The organism is Paraburkholderia sp. JPY419 (genome assembly GCF_050435705.1).
Lineage (GTDB): Bacteria > Pseudomonadota > Gammaproteobacteria > Burkholderiales > Burkholderiaceae > Paraburkholderia > Paraburkholderia youngii.
This window is the reverse complement of sequence record NZ_JBNDKV010000002.1, coordinates 472,891-493,119: the sequence shown is the minus strand read 5'-3', so window position 1 is coordinate 493,119 and position 20,229 is coordinate 472,891. Positions and strand designations below refer to the sequence as shown.

At 62.7% G+C, this 20,229-nt stretch carries 15 protein-coding genes and 5 pseudogenes; 13 read left to right on the top strand and 7 right to left on the bottom strand.

Going from position 1 to position 20,229, the window contains the following annotated elements; genetic code table 11:
- Nucleotides 1-5 precede the first annotated feature (5 nt).
- From QFZ91_RS08510 to QFZ91_RS08480, 7 genes and pseudogenes are all read left to right on the top strand, one after another.
- Nucleotides 6-380 carry a hypothetical protein gene (locus QFZ91_RS08510; protein ID WP_429566955.1) on the top strand — a complete coding sequence of 125 codons (375 nt, stop codon included), beginning with the start codon at nt 6-8 and terminating at the stop codon, nt 378-380.
- Nucleotides 377-2,095 (top strand): type IV secretory system conjugative DNA transfer family protein, encoded by a 1,719-nt coding sequence (locus tag QFZ91_RS08505; protein WP_429566954.1) that lies wholly within the window; start codon nt 377-379, stop codon nt 2,093-2,095. The genes QFZ91_RS08510 and QFZ91_RS08505 overlap by 4 nt, the downstream gene beginning before the upstream one ends.
- On the top strand, nt 2,092-3,948 hold the full coding sequence (locus QFZ91_RS08500; RefSeq protein WP_429566953.1) for a PriCT-2 domain-containing protein: 1,857 nt from the start codon (nt 2,092-2,094) through the stop codon (nt 3,946-3,948). Before QFZ91_RS08505 ends, QFZ91_RS08500 begins: the two co-directional genes overlap by 4 nt.
- Nucleotides 3,949-4,003: 55 nt before the next feature.
- Nucleotides 4,004-5,527 (top strand): LPD7 domain-containing protein, encoded by a 1,524-nt coding sequence (locus QFZ91_RS08495; protein ID WP_429566952.1) that lies wholly within the window; start codon nt 4,004-4,006, stop codon nt 5,525-5,527.
- 104 nt (nt 5,528-5,631) lie between these two features.
- Nucleotides 5,632-6,072 (top strand): plasmid stabilization protein, encoded by a 441-nt coding sequence (locus QFZ91_RS08490; protein ID WP_429566951.1) that lies wholly within the window; start codon nt 5,632-5,634, stop codon nt 6,070-6,072.
- A 1-nt stretch (nt 6,073) separates the two neighbouring features.
- Entirely contained in the window at nt 6,074-7,087 is a 1,014-nt protein-coding gene (locus QFZ91_RS08485; RefSeq protein WP_429566950.1) for a relaxase/mobilization nuclease domain-containing protein, read from the top strand.
- Nucleotides 7,088-7,117: 30 nt separating this feature from the next.
- Nucleotides 7,118-7,272 (top strand): annotated as a pseudogene (locus QFZ91_RS08480) (DNA adenine methylase); the annotation flags it as partial.
- A 190-nt stretch (nt 7,273-7,462) separates the two neighbouring features.
- Here QFZ91_RS08480 and QFZ91_RS08475 read toward each other — a convergent pair.
- The 3 genes and pseudogenes from QFZ91_RS08475 to QFZ91_RS08465 form a co-directional block, all read right to left on the bottom strand.
- Entirely contained in the window at nt 7,463-7,891 is a 429-nt protein-coding gene (locus QFZ91_RS08475) for a hypothetical protein (protein ID WP_429566949.1), read from the bottom strand.
- 769 nt (nt 7,892-8,660) lie between these two features.
- A pseudogene (locus tag QFZ91_RS08470) lies at nt 8,661-9,091 on the bottom strand (IS110 family transposase); the annotation flags it as partial.
- Between the two features lie 8 nt (nt 9,092-9,099).
- A pseudogene (locus QFZ91_RS08465) lies at nt 9,100-9,257 on the bottom strand (helix-turn-helix domain-containing protein); the annotation flags it as partial.
- A gap of 43 nt (nt 9,258-9,300) precedes the next feature.
- Here QFZ91_RS08465 and QFZ91_RS08460 point away from each other — a divergent pair.
- Entirely contained in the window at nt 9,301-9,450 is a 150-nt protein-coding gene (locus tag QFZ91_RS08460; protein ID WP_429566948.1) for a hypothetical protein, read from the top strand.
- Complete coding sequence (locus QFZ91_RS08455) at nt 9,431-10,696, top strand: NRAMP family divalent metal transporter (RefSeq protein WP_429566947.1); 1,266 nt, start codon at nt 9,431-9,433, stop codon at nt 10,694-10,696. The genes QFZ91_RS08460 and QFZ91_RS08455 overlap by 20 nt, the downstream gene beginning before the upstream one ends.
- A gap of 635 nt (nt 10,697-11,331) precedes the next feature.
- Here QFZ91_RS08455 and QFZ91_RS08450 read toward each other — a convergent pair.
- Nucleotides 11,332-11,595 (bottom strand): hypothetical protein, encoded by a 264-nt coding sequence (locus tag QFZ91_RS08450; protein ID WP_429566946.1) that lies wholly within the window; start codon nt 11,593-11,595, stop codon nt 11,332-11,334.
- Between the two features lie 184 nt (nt 11,596-11,779).
- Nucleotides 11,780-12,164, bottom strand: a pseudogene (locus QFZ91_RS08445) (methyl-accepting chemotaxis protein); the annotation flags it as partial.
- A 402-nt stretch (nt 12,165-12,566) separates the two neighbouring features.
- On the opposite strand from QFZ91_RS08445, the gene QFZ91_RS08440 reads away from it, so the two are divergent.
- The 4 genes and pseudogenes from QFZ91_RS08440 (at nt 12,567) to QFZ91_RS08425 (ending at nt 17,537) form a co-directional block, all read left to right on the top strand.
- Nucleotides 12,567-12,734: a substrate-binding domain-containing protein gene (locus tag QFZ91_RS08440; RefSeq protein ID WP_176108813.1), complete on the top strand. Its 168-nt coding sequence runs from the start codon at nt 12,567-12,569 to the stop codon at nt 12,732-12,734.
- Nucleotides 12,735-13,705: 971 nt separating this feature from the next.
- Nucleotides 13,706-15,056: pseudogene (locus tag QFZ91_RS08435) on the top strand (chloride channel protein).
- A gap of 388 nt (nt 15,057-15,444) precedes the next feature.
- The gene (locus QFZ91_RS08430; protein WP_429566945.1) at nt 15,445-16,122 is read left to right on the top strand and encodes a heavy metal response regulator transcription factor; all 678 of its coding nucleotides are present in this window, start codon (nt 15,445-15,447) and stop codon (nt 16,120-16,122) included.
- Nucleotides 16,122-17,537: a heavy metal sensor histidine kinase gene (locus tag QFZ91_RS08425; RefSeq protein WP_429566944.1), complete on the top strand. Its 1,416-nt coding sequence runs from the start codon at nt 16,122-16,124 to the stop codon at nt 17,535-17,537. The genes QFZ91_RS08430 and QFZ91_RS08425 overlap by 1 nt, the downstream gene beginning before the upstream one ends.
- On the opposite strand, the gene QFZ91_RS08420 is transcribed toward QFZ91_RS08425, so the two are convergent.
- Nucleotides 17,512-18,990 (bottom strand): efflux transporter outer membrane subunit, encoded by a 1,479-nt coding sequence (locus QFZ91_RS08420; protein WP_429566943.1) that lies wholly within the window; start codon nt 18,988-18,990, stop codon nt 17,512-17,514. The genes QFZ91_RS08425 and QFZ91_RS08420 overlap by 26 nt on opposite strands.
- 15 nt (nt 18,991-19,005) lie before the next feature.
- Entirely contained in the window at nt 19,006-20,226 is a 1,221-nt protein-coding gene (locus tag QFZ91_RS08415) for an efflux RND transporter periplasmic adaptor subunit (protein WP_429566942.1), read from the bottom strand.
- Nucleotides 20,227-20,229 lie beyond the last annotated feature (3 nt).

Sequence of the window (20,229 nt, the reverse complement as noted above, 5' to 3'; positions counted from 1 at the left end):
CGGCGATGAACCACCCGTCTTCCTCGCTGCTTCAGCACACCAGGACAGCCGCCATGACATTGGCCGTGCTGGCTTGCCTGATGGGTGGAGTAGCCGCATCGTTCTGGCTCGCGTCGTTTTTCCTGTACGCAAGCCTGCGGATCAATCCGCTGCACGCGGGACTGTGGGGCTGGCTCGATGCGGCGCTGGCCTGGCGGCACGGGATGATGCCGAACGTCGGTCGCAAGCTCGCGAGAGCGGCGCTGTTTGGCGTGCTCCTGTCCTTCGGTGGACCGATCCTGGGTCTGCATGCGCTATGGGCGAGCGCGAACCGCCGTCGTCTCTATGGCAGCGCGCGCTTTGCAAGCGAGTCGGACATCCGTCGGGCGGGGCTGCTATGACGATGCGCACGCACCTCGATACCGCGCCAGCGATTGTGGTTGGCATATGGCGCGGGCGTTACCTGCGCTTCGCCGGTCAACAGTTCGTGCTTCTGGCGGCGCCCGTCCGCTCGGGTAAAGGTGTGGGCATCGTGATCCCGAATCTGCTCAATTTCCCCGATTCGGTGGTGGTGCTCGACATCAAGCAGGAAAACTATGCGGCCACGGCTGGCTTCAGGCGTGCGCATGGACAGAATGTATACCTGTTCAATCCGTTCGCCGAAGACGGCCGCACGCATCGCTACAATCCCCTGTCGGCGATCTCGGACGGCCTGTTCCGAGTGGGCGACATTCTTGCGATCGGTTATGCCCTCTATCCGCCGGGCGGCCACGATGACTTCTGGAAGGACCAGGCGCGAAACCTGTTCCTCGGCATCGTGCTCCTGTTGTGCGAATGGCGTGACGCGCGCCAGGCCGGTCGGGGGACGTCGATTCCCGACTACCCGGTCACGATGGGCGAAGTGCTACGGCAGTCATCAGGCAATGGCATGCCGGTGAAAACCTGGCTGCAGCGCGCGTTGTTGCAGCATCGCGACTTGCTCTCGGGGCAATGTGTCGATGCGTTAAATCGCTTCCTGTCGAACGACGACAAAGTGCTCGCGAGTGTGCTGGCAACCTTCAACGCGCCGCTCACGATCTGGGCCAATCCGATCGTCGACGCGGCAACCAGTTCAAACGACTTCGACCTGCGCGATGTCCGTCGCCGCCGGATGTCGGTCTATATCGGCATCACGCCCGACCATCTGTCGGAGGCGGCGCTGCTCGTCAATCTAGTGTTCTCGCAGTTGGTCAACCTGAACACGAAGCAGTTGCCCGAAGCCGATCCCGCGCTGAAATTCCAGTGCCTCGTGCTGCTCGACGAAATGACGTCGATCGGGAAGATCCACATCATCGCGCGCGCGGTCGCCTATATGTCGGGCTACAACCTGCGTCTGCTGTCGATCGTCCAGTCGATCGCGCAACTCGAGTCGGTCTACGGACGAGCCGACGCGCGCACCTTCATCACGAACCACGCGATGCAGATCCTCTATGCGCCGCGTGAGCAGAAGGATGCGAACGACTACTCGGAAATGCTCGGCACGTTCACGGACCAATCGCGCAGCGTCAGCCGCCCGAATGGATTTTTCGGGAGCCGGGGCGGGTCGAGCGAAAGCGTGTCAGAGCAGCGCCGGCCGTTGCTGTTGCCGCAGGAGCTGAAGGAACTCGGTCGAGACAAGGAAATCATCGTGCTCGAAAACACCAGGCCGATCCTGGCCGACAAGATCTGCTACTGGCGCGATCCCGAGTTTGCGTCGCGCGTCACGGCCGCGCCCTCCGTGCCCGCACTGAATCTGGTCCATTTCAGCGCTGTGGTCGAGCGCCGGCTGCGCGATCTGCATCCCAACGAGATCGAACAGGACAGCGCGGGGCTGATCCATCTGCCACCCGAGTACCTGGAAGTGCTGCAGGCGTGGGAGCCGCGTGACCTGCCGTCGAACCTCGCCGACATCAGCGAGGAGGAGGCCGTGGCCTACGTGGAACGGCATTTCATGCTGCTGGGTGTCCCGGCCCGCCAGGTGGTGCAGGCGAGACGTCACCTGAGCGTCGACGATCTCGATGTGGCGGAACTCGATTTTGTTGAGCCGGCGCGGCGCGCAGCCGCGGACGGCTCACGAGCCATGGGAGCGCTGCAATGACGACCCCCTTCGTGGATGAGACGGACCGTGCGCGTGCCGCGCTGGCCGTGATACCCGCTGACGACTATGAGACTTGGGTCGACATGGCGTTCGCGCTCAAGCAGGGCTTCGGCGACGAGGGTTTTGAAATCTGGGATGCGTGGAGTCGAACGGCCGCTAACTATAACGAGCGCGCGGCCCGAACTACATGGCGCTCGGTCAGCGCATCGGGCGGCAAGACGCTCGCCACGCTGTTCTGGCAGGCGCGCCAGCATGGTTTCGACCTGAAGAGAACGGCTTATCCGGACCGCATGGCCGCCGTGCTTGCACCGTCGCCGGAGGTGCTGGCGCAACGCGCACGCGAGGAGGCGCAACGGCAGGCGCGCCATGCGGCAGTGGCGCGAGAGGCCGTGTCGATTTGGCAGTGGGCAAGGCCAGTCGGGCCGGAGCATCCGTATCTCGTGCGCAAGCGCCTCGAGCCGATGGACACGCTGCACGAGCTGGATGCACTGGAGCTGCACGCACTGCTCGGCTATGCGCCGGCCAGCGAGCAAGAACCTCTGATGGGGCGCGTGCTGATCGTGCCGGTCTGGAACGGGCCGATCTCGACACTGGAGCTGATCGACGAACACGGGCGGAAATCGTCATTGGCCGGCGGCGTAAAGAGGGGCGGCTACTGGATGACGGAGCCGACACTGGTTCCGACGAATGAATCGTCGCGGATCCTGATCGCTGAAGGCATGGCGACGGCCTTGTCCGTTTCGCGCGCGACAGGCTGGTCCGCGGTGGCGGCGCTCTCGAGCGGGAATCTGTCGATGGTGGCAACGAACCTTCGCGAGCGGTATCCCGATGCAGACCTGATCGTACTCGGCGAACTGGGCAGTGGCGAGGCGCAGGCGCGGCAGGCTGCGGAAGCGGCTCACGCCCGTGTGGCCTGGCCGGCGTTTGCCGCTGATGCGCGCATCGACGACAAGGTGCCGACCGATTTCAGCGACATGGCGGTGTTGTCGGGCTTTGATGCCGTCGGCGCACATCTGCGCGCCGTGGTCCGCTCTGTCGTGAAGGCGGAGGGTCAACCGGGTGTCTCCACCGCATCCGGCGTGACAGTGGTTGAGGTGGATGAGCGCGAGGAGGACAGGATGATGAGCAACGTCAAGGAAAGGCTGCTGGCCGACGAGGAAGGGAAGCCCCGTCGCCGGTCCTCGAAGCTTAGTGCGCCGAAACAGGCGGCGCCGGAGGTGCCGGCAACGGACGGGGCATCCGGCTCGGTGCCCTCCTCGGTGGATGCCCCTGCGGCGTCGTCGCCGGCTGCTGCTGCGCCGGTTGCGGATCCGCCGCTGTTTGCGTCGACGCGCCCGCCGGTCGGCGAGCCGCTGTTTGGCGTGGGTGACGTGTCAAACGAGGTCAGGGCATTGGCCGAGCACCGGTTCGGCTCGCCGCTCAGGATGGGGACGCCGCGCGAGAACGGTGGCCCTTATCGCGGCGAGGTGTTCAACACGGAACACTATCTGATCCAGGAGGTCGCGACGCGCAGCGTCGTGTTCCATCGCAAGGATCAGATGACCTTCGTGTCCGAGCGTCTGAAGTGGATGGACGAAAACGCGCGGCTGAACGGTTCCGAGTTACAGGTTGGTTATGACGGCGGCGAGGCCCGGGTCTATCCGTGGGACCGTGCGCGCGAACTGCTGGAACGCGCCGTCGGCTCGCTGAAAAAGTCCGCCCGCGAGTTGAATTACAGCCCGAATCTGGAGGGGATGCTCGACCAGTTGCAGGCAAGATCCTGGGCACGTATCCGGGAGGCGCGGGCGGCCGCGCTGGAGAAATCCCGGGAACAGAACGCGTCGCGCGAAGCAGACTCGACGCCCGACCGATAAAAGACGGCAGTTGTGCTCACGTGCAATGCGGATCTTAAGGATGGGAGGTGGTGACATGGCTCAGACAACTTCCGCTCACGAGGCCGATCCGGTCATCAACGTGATCGAACCGGACGTGCCGGGCAACAGCGGCGGCGGCCCGGCGGCTGCGGACGAACGTCGGGACGGGCTGGACTCGGCCGCGAGGGATGCGGTATCTGCCCGACGCCGGCGCGAGTTCGGTGCTGCCCGCGCGCGGTTGCGCGATCAGGCGATCCGTGACGATGCCGTCACGCCACAGCAGGCCGATACCAGATCGCCAACCGGGGCGACGGTCGAGGCGGATCGGGTCCGTGCGCTGCTCGACCAGCCGCCCGAACGCGTGTGCAAGCGTTATCTGCGCGCGGGCAATCAGTATTTTCTGAAGGACGCGCCGTATCAGCTTGCGTTCGAGGATCTGGGGCCGTACCTCGTCACCGAACACAACCGGCCGGACGTGGTCGAGTCGATGATCGACATGGTGCAGGCGAAATTGTGGCGACGCATTCGTGTGTCGGGTCATGAGGCATTTCGTAGCGAGGCGTGGTTGCAGGGCACGCTACTCGGTATCGAGGTGAGCGGCTACGAGCCGAAAGCCGCAGACCTGGCGCGTCTGGCGAATGCCCGGCAGGCGCGGCTGGACAATCGCGTCGAGGTGGCGCCGAAGGTCGGCGCAACGGCTGATGCAACCGAGCAGGATCGCGTTCCGGCCGTCGCTTCGGCCGTACCTCGAATCAACATCGGCGCGACCGTCAACGGAACCGCGTCTTCCGCGCCAGTCCATGCGCCTGCATCGAAACCGGCTATCCCTGAAGCAAACCGGAACGCTGCCAACGACGAGGCCGACGTCCCTCGACGGTACGTCGGCGAACTGCGTGAGCATGGGGGCGCCCCGTACCAGCACAACCCCGCACGCAGTGACTCGTACTACGTTGTGTTTCGCGATGAGGCCGGAATCGATCAGGTCGTGTGGGGCGTCGATCTGGAGCGTGCGATACGCGAAGCTAATGGTCAGATCGGGCAGCAGGTCACTCTCGAAAACCTCGGCAAGCGCTTCGTCACTGTGCGGCTGCCCATCCTGGATCAGGAAGGCAGGGCGATCGGCGAAGAGGAGAAGGACGTCTATCGCAATACGTGGCAGGTGCAGGTCGCGCAGAGGGATCGGACAGCCGCTCGCTTGCCGTCACGATCCGACGAGTCGGCCGGCCGCGAGAGCCGATCTGCCGATTTGCGTGCCGAGCCTGTTGCCGCGGAGGAATCGCATCGCCGACTTGACGCGGAATATTCGGAGCGCGAACGAGCCTTGCATGTCGCGGTGCTGGCGGCTGCCATGAGCGAGCAAGGGTTCAGCGAGCGTTCCGTTGCTCGCGTGCAGCAGCGTGCGGAGCGCATGCTGGCTGCATTCCAGCACGAGGGCATTCCGGTCCCGACACCGAGGGTATTCGATCCGACCGCGCCATCGGGCCGGGATCGTCGTAAGCGTGCCGTTTCGGAGCGCACGCCTGCCCGCGAGATCGACCGGACACCCGTTGAGCCGTCATCCCCGTCGCCGTCCCGCTGAGGTGAATCGTGGTCACGCGCGAGCGTTTGTGTGTCGAACTCGGGGCTGTCAGAGTGCGCTGGGACGACTGGTGCGCACGGCGGGGTTTGACGGCGGCTGAGGGTGTGCGCCAGTTGATCGCAATTGCGGTCAACGACGATCCGGATGGAGAATCCGGCGCGCTCCTGCCGGGCCTGCCCCGGCCGGTCGTCGGGGAGCCGCGCAGTCGCATCGAAATCCGGCTGACCGCGTCGGAACTGGGCGCGGTCGAACAGCGTGCCGCTGCGTTGGGTCTCGGTGGGAATCGATGGATCGTGTCGCTGGTTCGCGCGCAATTGACGCGGCAGCCTCAACTGGGCGAGCACGAGATGCGCGCGCTGTCGGTGTCCAGCCAGCAGCTCGCCGGGATCAGCCGCTTGTTGAGCCAGCTCGCGCGCGCTGGTGGGATAGAACTCTCGCGTCAGGATCTGACGGTCGACTGGGCGGAGACGCGAAACCGTATCGACGACCACCTGCGTGCAACGGTCGCTGTCATGCGCGCGAACCTCGATCGATGGAGTCGCTGACATGCCATATCCGAAAATCTACATCGATGCGATGCTCGTGAACTGGGGCGATCGGTTGTTTCAGGAGCCGTTGCGGCATGCACGTGCGTTGCAGCTCTCGCGTGTGGGCATTCGGGACGAGGGCGCCCGCATGCGCGCGCAGATTGCCCGCACCCTCAGGCGCACTCCGGAGGTCATGGTCAAGATCACCAACAAGGCGGCCAGCGCCCAGGGCATGGGTGCCGTGCGTCGGCACCTACGGTACATCTCCCGTAATGGCAGGATCGAGCTGGAAGACCAGAACGGCGAGCGTATTTCCGGAAAGGATGCCCTCCGCGATCTCACGAAGACCTGGGAGCTTGGTGGGTGGGGTATCCCGGAGACCAGCACGCGGCGCGAGGTTTTCAACATCCTTTTGTCGATGCCACCCGGAACGGACCGGCAGGCGGTGCGCGATGCGGCGCGGGACTTCGCGGCGCTCGAGTTCGGAGATGGCCGGGCGTACGTTTTCGCGGCGCACGACGACGAGGCGCATCCGCATGTCCATATGAGCGTGCAGGTGCGCGGCCCGGACGGTCGCCGCCTCAATCCGCGCCACAAGGATCTCCAGCGCTGGCGCGAGCGTTTTGCGGAAGCGTTGCGTGTGCATGGTGTTGACGCGAATGCGACGCCGCGGCGCGCGCGCGGCGTGACGCAGCGGTATCCGAAGCCTGACGTCGTTCATCTGATCGCGCGCGGTGAAACGCCGCGATACTGGAAGCCGTGGCCGACTGATGCGCAACGCGACGCGCGCTGGATCGCCCATGGTGCTGTATTTGCCGGCTGGCGAGAAATAGCCTACGCGATGGCGAGGTCGCGTGCGCGTGAGGATCGTGCAATGGCCGTTGAAATGGCTTATTTCGTTGGCGGCATGCCAGTGCAGCGAGACCGGCCGATGCTAGGGCGCGGGCTGGATACCCGACGCGAGCAATCGGGTCGTCAGGGGTCGGACCCCACAGATCGTCCGGATGTCGACGGGCCGGACGTGGAGCGTTGATGTCGGGAAGGCGTAACGGCTGCACATATCATGTCGTGGATCGGCGGCATACATCGTCGGGCCGATATCCTGATTCCCCGGTTTCCCCGCATACCTGCTATGTCGAGGTCTTTGCCGCCGCCGCAGCGCTATTCTTCATGCGGCCGCTGGCAGGGGGCGAGGTATTGAACGACGTCAACGATGATTTTTGAGCGTGTGGAAATTCAGTACATGGTCGGCGGTGCGGAGGCCCTTGGACCGCGTGGGGAACTGATCTTCTACAGTTGGAGCAGGGCGGATGAGCCAACGGGGCTGTTTTGACAGGGTGAGCCGACAGTGTAGAGGCTGCTGGTCGCGAGGAAGGTCGGGCATGCAGTCTCGCTCGACCGGGATCGCTCATCGATCGATGAGCCACGCCGGCGTTCCTTTGAATGTCGCGAAGAGCAAAAGCAGCAGGGCGATCACGAGAAGGGGAACACCGTAGAGCGCCACCGGGAAAAACAGCGCGAGCTGGAGGACCGATCCACCTGCGCCATACGGTAGGTTCGTGTCCCGGATGTTTTCGTAGATCAACCAGGCGACTGCTGCCAGACCCAGTGCCATGAGGACGACGCCGCCCGACGTCGGTTCATGATGGAGGAAGGCTGTGCCCCACGCGACGTGTCCCCACCAGAGCAGATTGATGCCAATGGCCGCAAGCCAGAATCCGCGTGCGGTGAAAAAGCGGTAGCCAAATCGTTGCCGACAATGGCGGCTGAAGAACTGGATACCCTTGGCGATTCCAAAAATGAAGCCAAGAATAATCACAAGTTTTAGAATCTCCATGGAATATTCTCCCGGATATTTAATTCGATCGTATTGCTTGCGCCGTTCAGTAGAAAAGGACTGGTGGCAAAGGGCGAGATTTAGACCCCGATCTTTCCAAGAATAGATGGCCATGCCACGAATGCAACAGTTCCTATCCAGATGCTACATGGGAGGGCAGTAGCAGTAAGCCCGACCGGCGGTAAACCGGAATTGCACACTCGGTTTCTCCGACGGAGCACGCAAATGGATACGCCTGGCTTGGCACAGCCCTCCCACATCTAGGCTTTTGATTAAACCGCGAATCGAGGGACAGTAGCGCTTCCTTGAACATAGACGGTCATTGAAAGATCGCAACGATAAGCTGTTCATCAAGCCTGCCCGAGCGAACGTCCAGCGCTTTTTGCACAAGATGAGCCAAACTGTGAAGGTCGGTGCGCCGATGCGACAGGATCAACTGATACGTAAGCTCAATCTGTTGATCTGCACGGGATATTGACCCGGCGATGCGTTTTCACACACCCTTATATGGACGCCGCCCGGTTTGCCAGTTTGATCTTGATGTGATGTGCTAACGAGGTGTCGGCTGCGGTCTCATATGCGGCCTTTTGCAAGCCGAAACTGCGGGCCCTGATGGAATACTCCAGGAACGTCCTCATCTCGGCCACGTACCTGTCAGTACAAGGTGTGTTCAGGTTTGCGTTCCTGCGGTCCGACCTGTTTCGCCATCACATGTCAATCAACCTCAGCAACCTATCGAGACTACGGTCTTGGACTTACTGCTTCCGTGCTAAACAGATTTCACACTGACGTGATGCTTCTCGTACGTGCCGCCGCGAGCGAGAATTGCCCACGCGATGCGTGCGATTTTGTTGGCCAGGGCCACCGCTACTACATTGGCTGGTCGTCGCTCCCGAATTCCTTTCTGCCATGCTGTTGGAACCTGGGTGTGACACATCACCGAGCGCCCACCGTGGATTAGCAGGGTGCGCAGGTAGGGGTCTCCTCGCTTCGAGATTGAGCCCAGCCGGACCTTGCCTCCGGTGCCGCTTTGCCGTGGAACGAGTCCGAGAAACGACGCAAAATCGCGGCCAGATTTGAACGTCTTTGCATCCCCGATCGTAGCACCAGCGCTGTTGCAGTCAGTCTGCCGATGCCAGGCACTTCAGCGATTGCACGGCACGCCGTTTCCTGCTTGTGCCAGACGCGGATCCGTTTCTCGGTGGCTTTTGAGAGCAAAGCCCTTTCAATCCAGCATCCCCGAAGCGACGTAGCCACTTGCGCAGGGTTGGTAGCGAGATGCCACACCGCGCGCAGACGAGACCGGCGTTACCGGTTCGTGACACATCCGTACCCATCGGAATCGCGCGGCAATTTCGCGGTCCATCGCCTCATGCTGGTTGAAACGATGTCTATGAGTCACACACCTCATGAAACCAAGCGACAGCTTTCGCCCCGTGGCCGATGGCATGGACGAAAAGCAACTTTGGCATCCGGCGCCTGCGGCTTATGGTCGCATTCACGCCATGTTTATTGCGCGCGATCATCTGGTTTCCAGTAATGAATCGTATTCTCAATAAATCAATGAATTCACCCATACTCGCCTCGCGATCGCGCTGGTGGCTCCGAGTTCTCGCCATCGCCGGGCCGGGGTTGGTCGTGATGCTGGCCGACACGGACGCGGGCAGCGTCATCACCGCGGCGCAAAGTGGCGCCCAATGGGGATACCGGTTATTGCTGCTGCAACTGCTGTTGATTCCGGTTTTGTTCATCGTTCAGGAGTTGACCGTTCGCCTCGGCATGGTCACGGGCAAGGGGCACGGCGATCTGATCAAGCAGCATTTTGGCGCCCGTTGGGCATGGCTGTCGGTAGGCACCTTGATTCTGGCTTGCCTAGGTGCCTTGTTATCAGAGATGAGCGGGTTGGCCGGAGTTGGCCTGATGTATGGCATTCCATCCTGGCTTACGTTGACGCTAACGGTCGTCGGGCTATCTTGGATGGCGTATACAGGGTCATACCTGTCGGTGGAACGGATCGCGATTCTGCTTGGCGCTTTCGAATTGGTGTTCGTGCTGGTGGCTTGGCGCGCCCATCCGGATGCCTCGAGCATACACGCCGAGCTCGCCAGCATGCCGCTCGGCAACCACGACTACCTGTTCCTTCTGTCAGCCAACATTGGCGCTGTGATCATGCCGTGGATGGTGTTCTATCAGCAATCGGCCGTGGTGGAGAAAAAACTCCATCTTGAAGACCTGCGCGCCGCTCGCTGGGATACAGCGGTCGGCGCGGTATTGACCCAGCTGATTATGGCGGCCGTGCTGGTGGTCACAGCAGCGACCTTGGCGCGTTCCGGCCTGCACAAACCGCTGGACACAGTGCAGCAAATCGGTGATGCCATTACTCCGTTCCTTGGCGCGCAGACCGGCAAACTGCTGTTCGGCATGGGAATGGTTGGCGCGGCGCTCGTGGCCGCCATCGTAGTGACGCTGACTGCGGCTCGCGCGCTTGGCGAGATAATGGGCTACCGGCATGCGCTTGAACATACGCCGCGCGAAGCACCGTGGTTTTACGCTACCTATACCGCGGTGTTGATCATCGCCGCATTCATCGCGGGCTCCGGCGCGAACCTGGTCTCGATGGGCGTCGGCGTGCAGGTGATGAACGCGCTGCTGTTGCCGATCGTGCTCGGCTTCCTGTACCTGCTCGCCCGGCGCCTGCCCGAGCCGTATCGACTAAGGGGAAGTTACGGGTTGTTGGCCGGAGCGGTGATCGCCATTACCGTCGGATTGGGCCTGTACTCGGGAATTGCCGGAACTTTTTCTTGATCCGCTCGATGACGATCGGCGGTAAGCGTTTGGGTTTATTCGATTCCTGCCCTCAAGCATAGCTCGTGAGCGAACGACAGCGCGTGCGGGCAGGCATTGAATAAACCTCAACGGAAGCGGTCAGTCGAGGCCCTGACGTGGGTGACCAAAAGTGCCTCCGCTGGCACGATGTAGATCATATACCGGTGGCCGTCCAGCAAATTCCATCGATTGGCTCCACGGCTTAAAACATAGGTTGAAGACTACCGCAAACTTTAAGCGTTACCAGTGTCCGGTTTTCGCAGTGGCCGGCTCAGCGCACCAATGCGGCGGACGGCTGTCGTATCTAGGAAGCCGTCGTGAAAGTCACGGCTGCTAGAAGGGCTGTAGTGGCTCAATCGGAGATGGACACGTCGGATCCGGCTCGGCCACGACGCGCCATTCGCCACTATCACCGCTCTAAAGGCCGGGCGTCGAATACGCACCGGACAGCAGACTTTCGCGCGGCCATGGCCACAGCCGCATTTTCGAGCCGTTGAGACATATGCCTGCCGAGTCACCCGCGCAGGTGACTCTAGCCGAGTCGCGGCACCCCCGGGTACGGGGGGTTTACAACGGAAGGACCGGGCAACAATATAGCTCCCGTCCCTGGTAGCTTACTGCCAGCCGGGATGACTTTCCCGATAGTATTTCAAGGCCGCATCACGCTCGTGCTCCGCTTGTTCGGCCAATTGTTCAGCACGAGCCATGTGGCCGCCAAACTCATCGCCGTGTTCCTGTTGAATGACATGCATTTCACTAATGGATTGTTGCAGATCGTGCGTTGCAGCCATTGCCTTGTCATGCAGTTCGTCGGCAAAAGCGACATTGGCGACGAAAAGAGCGCACACGAGTACCGGAAGTTTTTTAATTTTCATCATGTTCAAGTCTTTTCAAATAAGGGGATATTCCCTGCTTGGAAACGCCTCATTCACACATTTGGTGGACAGCACGTCGCGCGAAATGTGTAAGTCTATGTGAAAGCACTTCTCGGGACTGCGATTTGGGCCAGCGACTTGGCGTATCACACGGTCGCCGGCATGCCCCGTGTCGCACCGTAACTCGACGCAATTGGAATCGCCCAGTCGCGATCTTCAGCACTCGGTCTGCTCTTTAAGTGACGCCGCGGCGGCCGCGGCCTGCTCGACCAGCGCTGCGGTCTGCTGGGACATTTCGTCGAATTGCGACACCGCGCGATTCACTTCTTCGATACAGTCGCGTTCGGCGGAAGCCGTCGCGATATCGTTCATGATGGCCGTCACCCGGCGTACTGCGGTACCAACCTGGCTGATCGTCTCACCCGCCTTGCCGACGAGCCGCCAGCCATCCGCCACGCGCTGTCGAGTTGCCGATGAGTTCCTTGATTTCGTTCGCCGCCACCGCCACGCTGCGCAAGCGTGCGTACCTCGCCAGCGACGACCGCTAAACCGTCTCCGTGCTCGCCTGCACGCGTTCGGGCTTTGTCCTCAGGTTCGCGGCGCATGAAGCAGTTTGACCGTTCGCTAAAATCTGTGCCGGTAATCTGTACCCCTCTTTCGTCACGAAAACTGTACGTGCCGACGCAGCCGCGTTGTCGATATAGTCGGACGTGCAAGATGATCCCGGCGTTGCTTTCGGTCCTGTATTCAGCGAAGGACAAGTGAATTACCGGGGAAGAAGGGGCGGCAATGTCATCGTCGGAGAAGTGATTCTCGTGCGAGCCTGAACTCGCATCAAGTTCCAATTCCATTGGAAACTCGCGAGCTGCGGCAAACAGTCACCTGATGGTGCGCAATAGCTTTCGACTTCAGCTCCAGCCTACATTCATGACACAGCCTCGCAATGATCAAGCTATCAGGATGCAACCGGATTGATGCAAACGCTTCGGCCGCAGCCTTTCGTTTTTTACGCGGCTGCGCTGAAGAACGCGCCGGATGGATTGGAGGCAATGAAGTTCGTGGACTTTGTCTCAAGTCCGGAAGGACAGGGGCTATTCAGACAGTACGGATATGGGCGACCAAAAGGCGATCCGCTCTACTGACATCGTGGTTGGGCATATCCTGAGTCGGCGTGAAAAACGCTTTCGTGCATCGGAGTGGGTACTTCCGCTTCCTTCGCTCGTGCTGTTAGCCTGGCCCTTGCTGTCGCTGATCGGACAGACCCGATGGGCGGAGTCCGAGCCCGCTAACGGCGATTGGCACGCAGTCAAGGTATCGGTGACGTTGAGTGCCTTCGCCATGGTCGTTATTTTCGCGCTCGGCACGCCGTTGTCGGTGTGGCTGGCGCGAACGGGACTCGGGGCTCGGGAAGGCAGTCGAATCGCTCGTTCTGTTTTCTCTTTTGATGCCTTCTCTTCCGACGGGAATATTACTTGTTTCCGCTTACGGGCCCTACGGATCCGTCGGTCGACTTCTCGCGGGTCTCGGCGTTTCGCTTATATCCTTGAGGAGGCCGCCCAAAATCTGGGCTGTGCAGAGTGGCAGACCTTCCGCCATGTGAGCCTTCCTCTTGCACCCAGGGAAATCGCCGCGGCCGCAATCATTTCTTGCTGCGCATCGTCGGGGAGTTCGGCATCGTATCCGTCTTTTCGTATTTCCCACAAGGCGTTCCAATCAAGCTATATGTCAATCTTCAGAGTGACGGGGTACAGTCAGTCTACGTTCTCATGTGGATAGTGATGCTGCTCAGCCTGCCGTTCCCGATGATTCTATTGTTGTTGTTCAGGAGGGGACAAAGATAGCGTGAAAAGCTTCGTGGTCACATCTCGGCAAAGATAGAAACGTCGCATTGTTTGCAGCATTGGGTGTCGCAATGCCGTACGAGGTTGAACATCGTGTCTTATCGCGGACTTCTGCACGACAAATTGTTTGTCGCACTGCCTGACGGCGCCTCGTGCTTTGGTCCGCAAGTCGATAAGGCAATGCGGAGCGTGAATGAGTGGCGTCGTCTATTTCATCTAATGCGTGCATTAGCGCGAATACAATCATAGTCATCCTTATCTGGCCCAGTGCAATGAACACCTCTCCAATTTCAGACCGTCCGTTAACCCGTTACGCGCGGCTTCTCGCCGTTGCCGCACTGACTGGGCGTCGGTGCCGGATTGAGCGGCATGTTTCTGGCGCTGTTGCTCCACGCGGTCCAGCATTTGGCTTATGGCTACAGCCTCGGTCGGGTGATCAGCACAGAAAGCTTTTTGAGCGGCGTGAGCGCCGCATCATACAGCCGTCGACTCATGGCATTTGCGCTTTGCGGCGCGGTTGCCGGCTTCGGATGGTGGGCGCTTTATCGTTGGGGACGTCCGCTCGTCAGCATCCGGGAGGCGGTGCGCTCTGAAGATCCGCGCATGCCGGCGTCAAGCACGCTGGCGCATGCCCTATTGCAGATCATCACGGTCGCCCTGGGCTCGCCGCTCGGACGCGAAGTGGCGCCACGCGAGGTCGGCGCGCTGTGGAGCGGCTGGATCGCGCAACGTGCGGGACTGTCGGTGACGGACCAGCGCGTCATGGTCGCATGCGGGGCCGGTGCTGGCCTGGCTGCCGTGTATAACGTGCCGTTGGGGGGTGCGCTGTTCGTGCTCGAAGTCCTCCTCGGAACATTCGAGTGGCGCGTGTCGGTCCTCGCACTGTTCACTTCCGCACTCGCGGCCGTGACGGCATGGATTGGACTTGGCAATGAGCATCAATATGCGGTACCGCAACTGGTGCTGAGTGCGCCTCTATTCGTGTGGTCCCTGGTCTGCGGACCGTTCTTCGGGCTTGCTGCATGGTGCTTCGTCAGGCTGACGGGGCAGGCCCGCGCGCGCGCGCCGAAGGATGCACGCCTGCCGCTCTGCGCATCGCTGAACTTCATGCTGATCGGCGTCCTGGTGCTCCTGTATCCGCAACTGGCAGGCAACGGCAAAGGGCCTGCCGGACTTTCTTTTGATAGCGATCTCACTATCGGGCTTGCAGCGACACTGCTGGTACTAAAAGTGGCAATCGAGGTGAGCAGTCTGCGCGCGGGCGCTGAAGGCGGCCTGCTGACGCCTGGCCTGACGAACGGGGCACTGCTGGCCGTCGTGCTGGGTGGTCTTTGGAACATGATCTGGCCGGGCACGTCACCGGGTGAGTTTGCGGTTGTGGGCGCAGGCGCATTTCTCGCCGCTTCGATGCAAATGCCACTCACAGCGATCGTCCTGATGGTCGAATTCACGCGGGCAGGCCACGACATGCTCGTGCCGATGCTGCTCTCCACGACAGGATCCGTTGCGGCATTCAAGCTACTCGCGAAAGCGGTAGATGTACGATTGCAAGCCACGCAGCAATGCACTCGATCACAGGGCCAGTCAAGGATTGGCGCCGTGCGCGGCGAAGGCCAGAGTTAGTTCCAGTACCGGCGACGCAGCGCCTGCTCAAGTCGGTCGAGATCGTGTGCGCATGCGACGACTCAGAACTACGAGTTGGTTGACGACAACCGTAGCTTCTGGAGTGTCAACTCGAACCGTCGCCTTGTGCCAACTGCGGCTCGCAGCTTCAACGACTTTGTGCTTCCGCACTATCGGGTGCAAGCATCGGAATCCGATGCGGAAATCAGCGTAAATCGGTCCGTCGAACTGCACAGGCTTGAGTTTCGATCTCGCGGTGGGCTTTAATTGCAGGTGGCCTGTAACCACCCGAGGGAACATACGCTCATCCATCGCGAGCGCGCAGTCATGGCAGCCGCAGCGAAGGAGCGCATACAATTGAGGCGGGCACACTGAAAACCGAACTGCGATGCACATTCTCGTGATAGAAGACGAGCCAAAGACGGCCGCATACCTGAAGAAGGGTTTCGAGGAATCCGGCTACGCTGTGGACGTTGCGGCGGACGGCGCGGAAGGCCTGATCCTCGCGAAGGATGCGGCGTACGACGTGATCGTGCTCGATGTGATGCTGCCTTCCATGGACGGCTGGGCGGTGCTCAAGGTGCTACGCGCGACGCACACCACGCCAGTGCTGTTCCTCACCGCGCGCGACGACGTCAACGACCGCGTAAAAGGCCTGGAGCTGGGCGGCGACGACTACCTCGTCAAGCCTTTCGCGTTCGTCGAACTGCTCGCGCGCGTGCGCACGCTCGCGCGACGCGGGCCGCCGCGCGAGAGCGACGTGCTGGCGCTCGGCGATCTCGAAGTCGACGTCACGCGCCGGCGAGTAAAGCGCGGCGCTGCGCGCATCGACCTCACGCCGAAGGAGTTCTCACTGCTGCAACTGCTCGTGCGCCGCCAGGGCGAAGTGCTCACGCGCACGCAGATTGCCTCGTACGTGTGGGACATGAACTTCGATAGCGACACGAACGTCGTCGAAGTCGCCATTCGTCGCCTGCGCTCCAAAGTAGACGACGAATATCCGGTCAAGCTGATCCACACGGTGCGCGGCGTGGGCTACGTGGCCGAAATCAGAGATCCCGCCTGATGGCCGTGCGTTCGCTGACCGCCACCCTTGCGCTGAGTTTTGCCGGCACGACGCTGGCCGTGTTCGCGCTGGTAGGCAGCACGCTGTATTTCACTCTCGATCGCGAGGTCAAGCGGCAGGACGATCTCGATATCGTGCTGATCTCGCGGCATACGCGCCGCCTTGCGGAGGAACTGCACAGCGCGCAGGACGTGCGGGAGCACGCCGAGCGGCTGACGAGTCAGGTGCTCGGCCATGCCGCACTATCCATGAAAATACTCGACGCGGGCGGCGCGCAACTGATCGAGCACAACACGCAAAGCATCGCCGATGCGGGATTTGCGCAAGCCGCGCTCGCGCGGCGTCTCGGCTCGGCGCAACGCATTACCGAAGGCGACGTGGTCGAATGGCACAACGCGCGTGGCGTTCCGGTGCGCGGACTCGCCACGCAAGCGGCGCTCACCGACGGAACGCCGGTAACCATCGTCATCGCGCGCGACATGACGGACCGCTGGCTGCTGCTCGATCGCTATCGCGAGCGGCTCTACGTGTTCGGTTTCGCGGGCATGCTGCTCGCGTTCCTGATGAGCTGGCTGCTCGTACGCGAGTCCCTGCGCCCGCTGCGCGAGATGGCGGCGCGGGCCGCCACGGTCACGGTCGACCGGCTCGACACGCCGATCGAAATCGAGCGCGCGCCGAGCGAGCTGCAAGCACTCGCGAAATCGCTCAACGCGATGCTCGACCGTCTGTACGGCGGCTTCCAGCGCATGTCGCAATACACGGCGGATCTCGCGCACGACATGCGCACGCCGCTCGGCAACCTGCGCGGCGCGACCGAAGTTGCGCTGTCTCGCGCGCGCAGCACGGCCGAATATGAGGCGCTGCTCGAATCAAATCTCGAAGAGTGCGAACGGCTGTCCCGCATGATCGAGAGCGTGATCTTTCTGGCCCGCGCGGAGCACCCGCAGTTCATGACGACGCTCGCCGAGTTCGACGCCGGGGAGGCGCTCTCGAAGATCGCCGACTATTTCGAAGGTCTTGCGGACGACGCGGGCGTCCATATTCGCGTCGAGGGCCGGGGGCGCCTGCGCGCGGACAAGGAGCTGTTCAAGCGCGCCGTCGGCAACCTGCTCGCCAATGCGTTACGCTATACGCCGCGCGGTCGGGAGATCACGCTGAGCGTCAGCGAGACGCACGCGGCGGTGGAAGTCACCGTGTCGAATCCGGGTCCGCCGATCGACGCCGCGCTATTGGAACGCATCTTCGACCGCTTCTATCGCGCCGACGCTTCGCGCCACAACGAACCGCACGCGGGTGCTTCTGCCGGGCTCGGGCTCGCGATCGTGCGCACGATCATGACCCTGCACGGCGGCTCGGCGCGCGCCGAAAGCGATGCGACAGGCACGCGCTTCATCCTGACGTTCGCGCGGATATAGGGGTTGTACTCGGGTCGGCCAAAGACGCGCGGTCCCATCCGCCGCCCAGTGCTTCGAGCAGACGCACGCTCGCATCGAGCCGTCGTCCGGCGATCTGCTCTTCGTTTCGCTCATTCGACAGCGCGATGGTCTGGGCCGTCACCACGTCGAGATAATCCACCGCGCCTGCGTGGTAGCGATTGGTCGTGAGCTTGAGCGACAGTTGCGCGGCGGCCGTTGCGCGCCGCTGGCTTTCGGCTTCACTGGCTAGCGTGTGCAGCGTGCTCAGATTGTCTTCGACCTGCTGGAACGCCGTGAGTACGGTCTGCCGGTAGCCGGCCACGGTCGCGTCGTACTGCGCGTTCGCGCCCTTGAGCATGGCGTCGCGGCGGCCGCCGTCGAACAGCGTGCCCGCGAGCTGCGAGCCAAGCGACCAGAACAGGCTCGGCGCGGTGAGCCAAGGCGCGAAGAACGTGCTTTCTAGCCCGGCCGAAGCGGACAGCGTGAGGTCAGGGTAGAAGGCGGCATGCGCCTCACCGATTCTCGCATTCGCGGCAGCCACGCGCCGCTCGGCTGCGGCAATGTCGGGGCGCCGTTCGAGCAGCGCGGAGGGCACGCCCGCCGGGATCGGCGGCGCGGCGACCGGCTCGACTTGCGCAGGCAGCGCGAACGACGAGGCGGGTACGCCGACGAGCGTCGCGATCGCGTGTTGAAGCTGTGCGCGCTGCACGTCGACGTCACTGTCCGCCGTGCGCGCGCTTTCGAGTTGCGTTTGTGCCTGGGCGACGGCAGAGGCGTCGATCGCACCGTCGGCGAGCTGCTGTTGCACGATGCGCAGGGCGGCGGCGTAGGCGGTCACGGTGTCGTCGAGCAGCTTCTTTTGTCGGTCCAGCGTGCGCAATGCGAAGTAGTGTGAAGCAAGCTGGGTCGCGACCGAGAGCCGGACCGACTCGAGATCGGCCTCAGTGGCTTGCGCGTTGGCGTGCGCCTCGACGGTGGCGTCCTTCACGCGCCCGAACAGATCCGGCTCCCAGCTTGCCGTAACGCCCGTCGAATAGTCGGGAACCGTCTTGCCCGCGAGCGAATGGTCGATCAGATTCTGCGAGGTGCGGTAACGCTGCGCTGCCACGCCGGCCGTGACGGTGGGCGCGAAGCCCGCGCGCTGGTAATCGAGCATCGCGCGCGCGGCTTCGAGGTTGGCGACGGCCTGGCGCACGGTCTGGTTCGACACGTCGACGCGCGCTTCGAGCTGGTCGAGTTCCCTATCACCGAAGAGCGTCCACCAGGGGCCGCGCGAGTCGGCATCGGCGGGCGCGGCGACCGCCCAGCCGGGGGCGGCGGATTGCGTCGCATAGTGCGCGGGCACCTCGACCGAGGGCACGCTGTAATGCGGCAGCGTGGTGCACGCTGCGAGCGAGGCCAGCGTGCATACGGCGACGATTGTGCGCAGTGACGTGCGAGGGCTGTTGAACATGATGGACCTCACCGTCTAGGCTTTGCCGCCGGCTGCGGGCGTTGCCGCCACGCGCACGCTTTCGCCGTTGGCGATGGCGTCGCCAGGATTGTCGATCACCCGATCGGTTGCCGCGAGTCCCGTTGCGACCTCGACGTAGGTGCCGAAATCCCGGCCTATCGTGACCTTGCGGAGCTGCACCTTGTGCTGTGCGTTCACCACGGCGATCGTCACGCCGTCCGGACGGAACAGCAGCGCGCTCACGGGCAGCTCGAGCGCGGGTGTGGCAGTGGTGAGCGCGAGATGCACCTGCGCGTAGGCGCCGGGCATCAATGCGCGATCGGGGTTGTCGACGTCGACTTCCACGCGCAACGTGCGGCTCACGGGGTCGATCACGTTCGAGCTGCGGGCGACGCTAGCGTCGAAGCGGCGCCCCGGATACTGCTGGGTCGCCACCCACACCGCGGTGCCGGGGGCGACGTGGCTCGCCTCGTCCTGGGGAACGTCGACGTAGACGCGCAGCCGGTCGGTTTGGGCGATGTGGAACAGCTCGCCCGGCATCGTGGCGAGGCCGGGTGTGCCGCCCGCCGTGACGAGCGCGCCCACCTGAACGTTGCGCGCCGTAATGACGCCGTCAAACGGCGCCGTCACCTTCTGGTACGAGACCAGTTCTTGCAAGCGCGCCACATTGGCCTGAGCCGCCTGGAGCGTAGCGAGCCTGGCGGCGGCGTCACTCGTCTTAGCCTGCGCGTCCTGCTGCGACACCGATTGCGTTTGCAGCATCGTTTGCCAGCGCTCAGCCGTGCTGCTCGCGAAGCGATAGTTCGCCTCGGCAGTCGCTACGTCGGCGCGCGCCTGTTGAAGCTGCGCGTCGAGCTCGGGCGTGTCGATCTGGGCGAGCGTCTGGCCGGCCTTGACGTGCGCGCCGATATCCGCGTACCAGTGCTGCACATAGCCGCTCGTGCGCGCATAGATCGACGCATCGGCCCAAGACATGATTGAGCCGGGCAGCAGCAGGTCCTGCGTCGCCGGCGCGTGCGCAGGAGTGAGAGTCGAGACGATCAGCTCACGTTGCGCCGCGAGCTGTTGTGTCTGGGCCGTGCGGGCTTCGAGGCGCGGCACGATACCGACGGTCAGAAACGCTACAGCGAGGCAGGCGAGGCCGAGGGCGATGCCTGTACGACGTGCTGCGGACGCGGCGCGCGGGACCGGCTGTGCTTCCGCGGCGCGATCCTCGGGCGGGATTTGCGGTTTCATTGG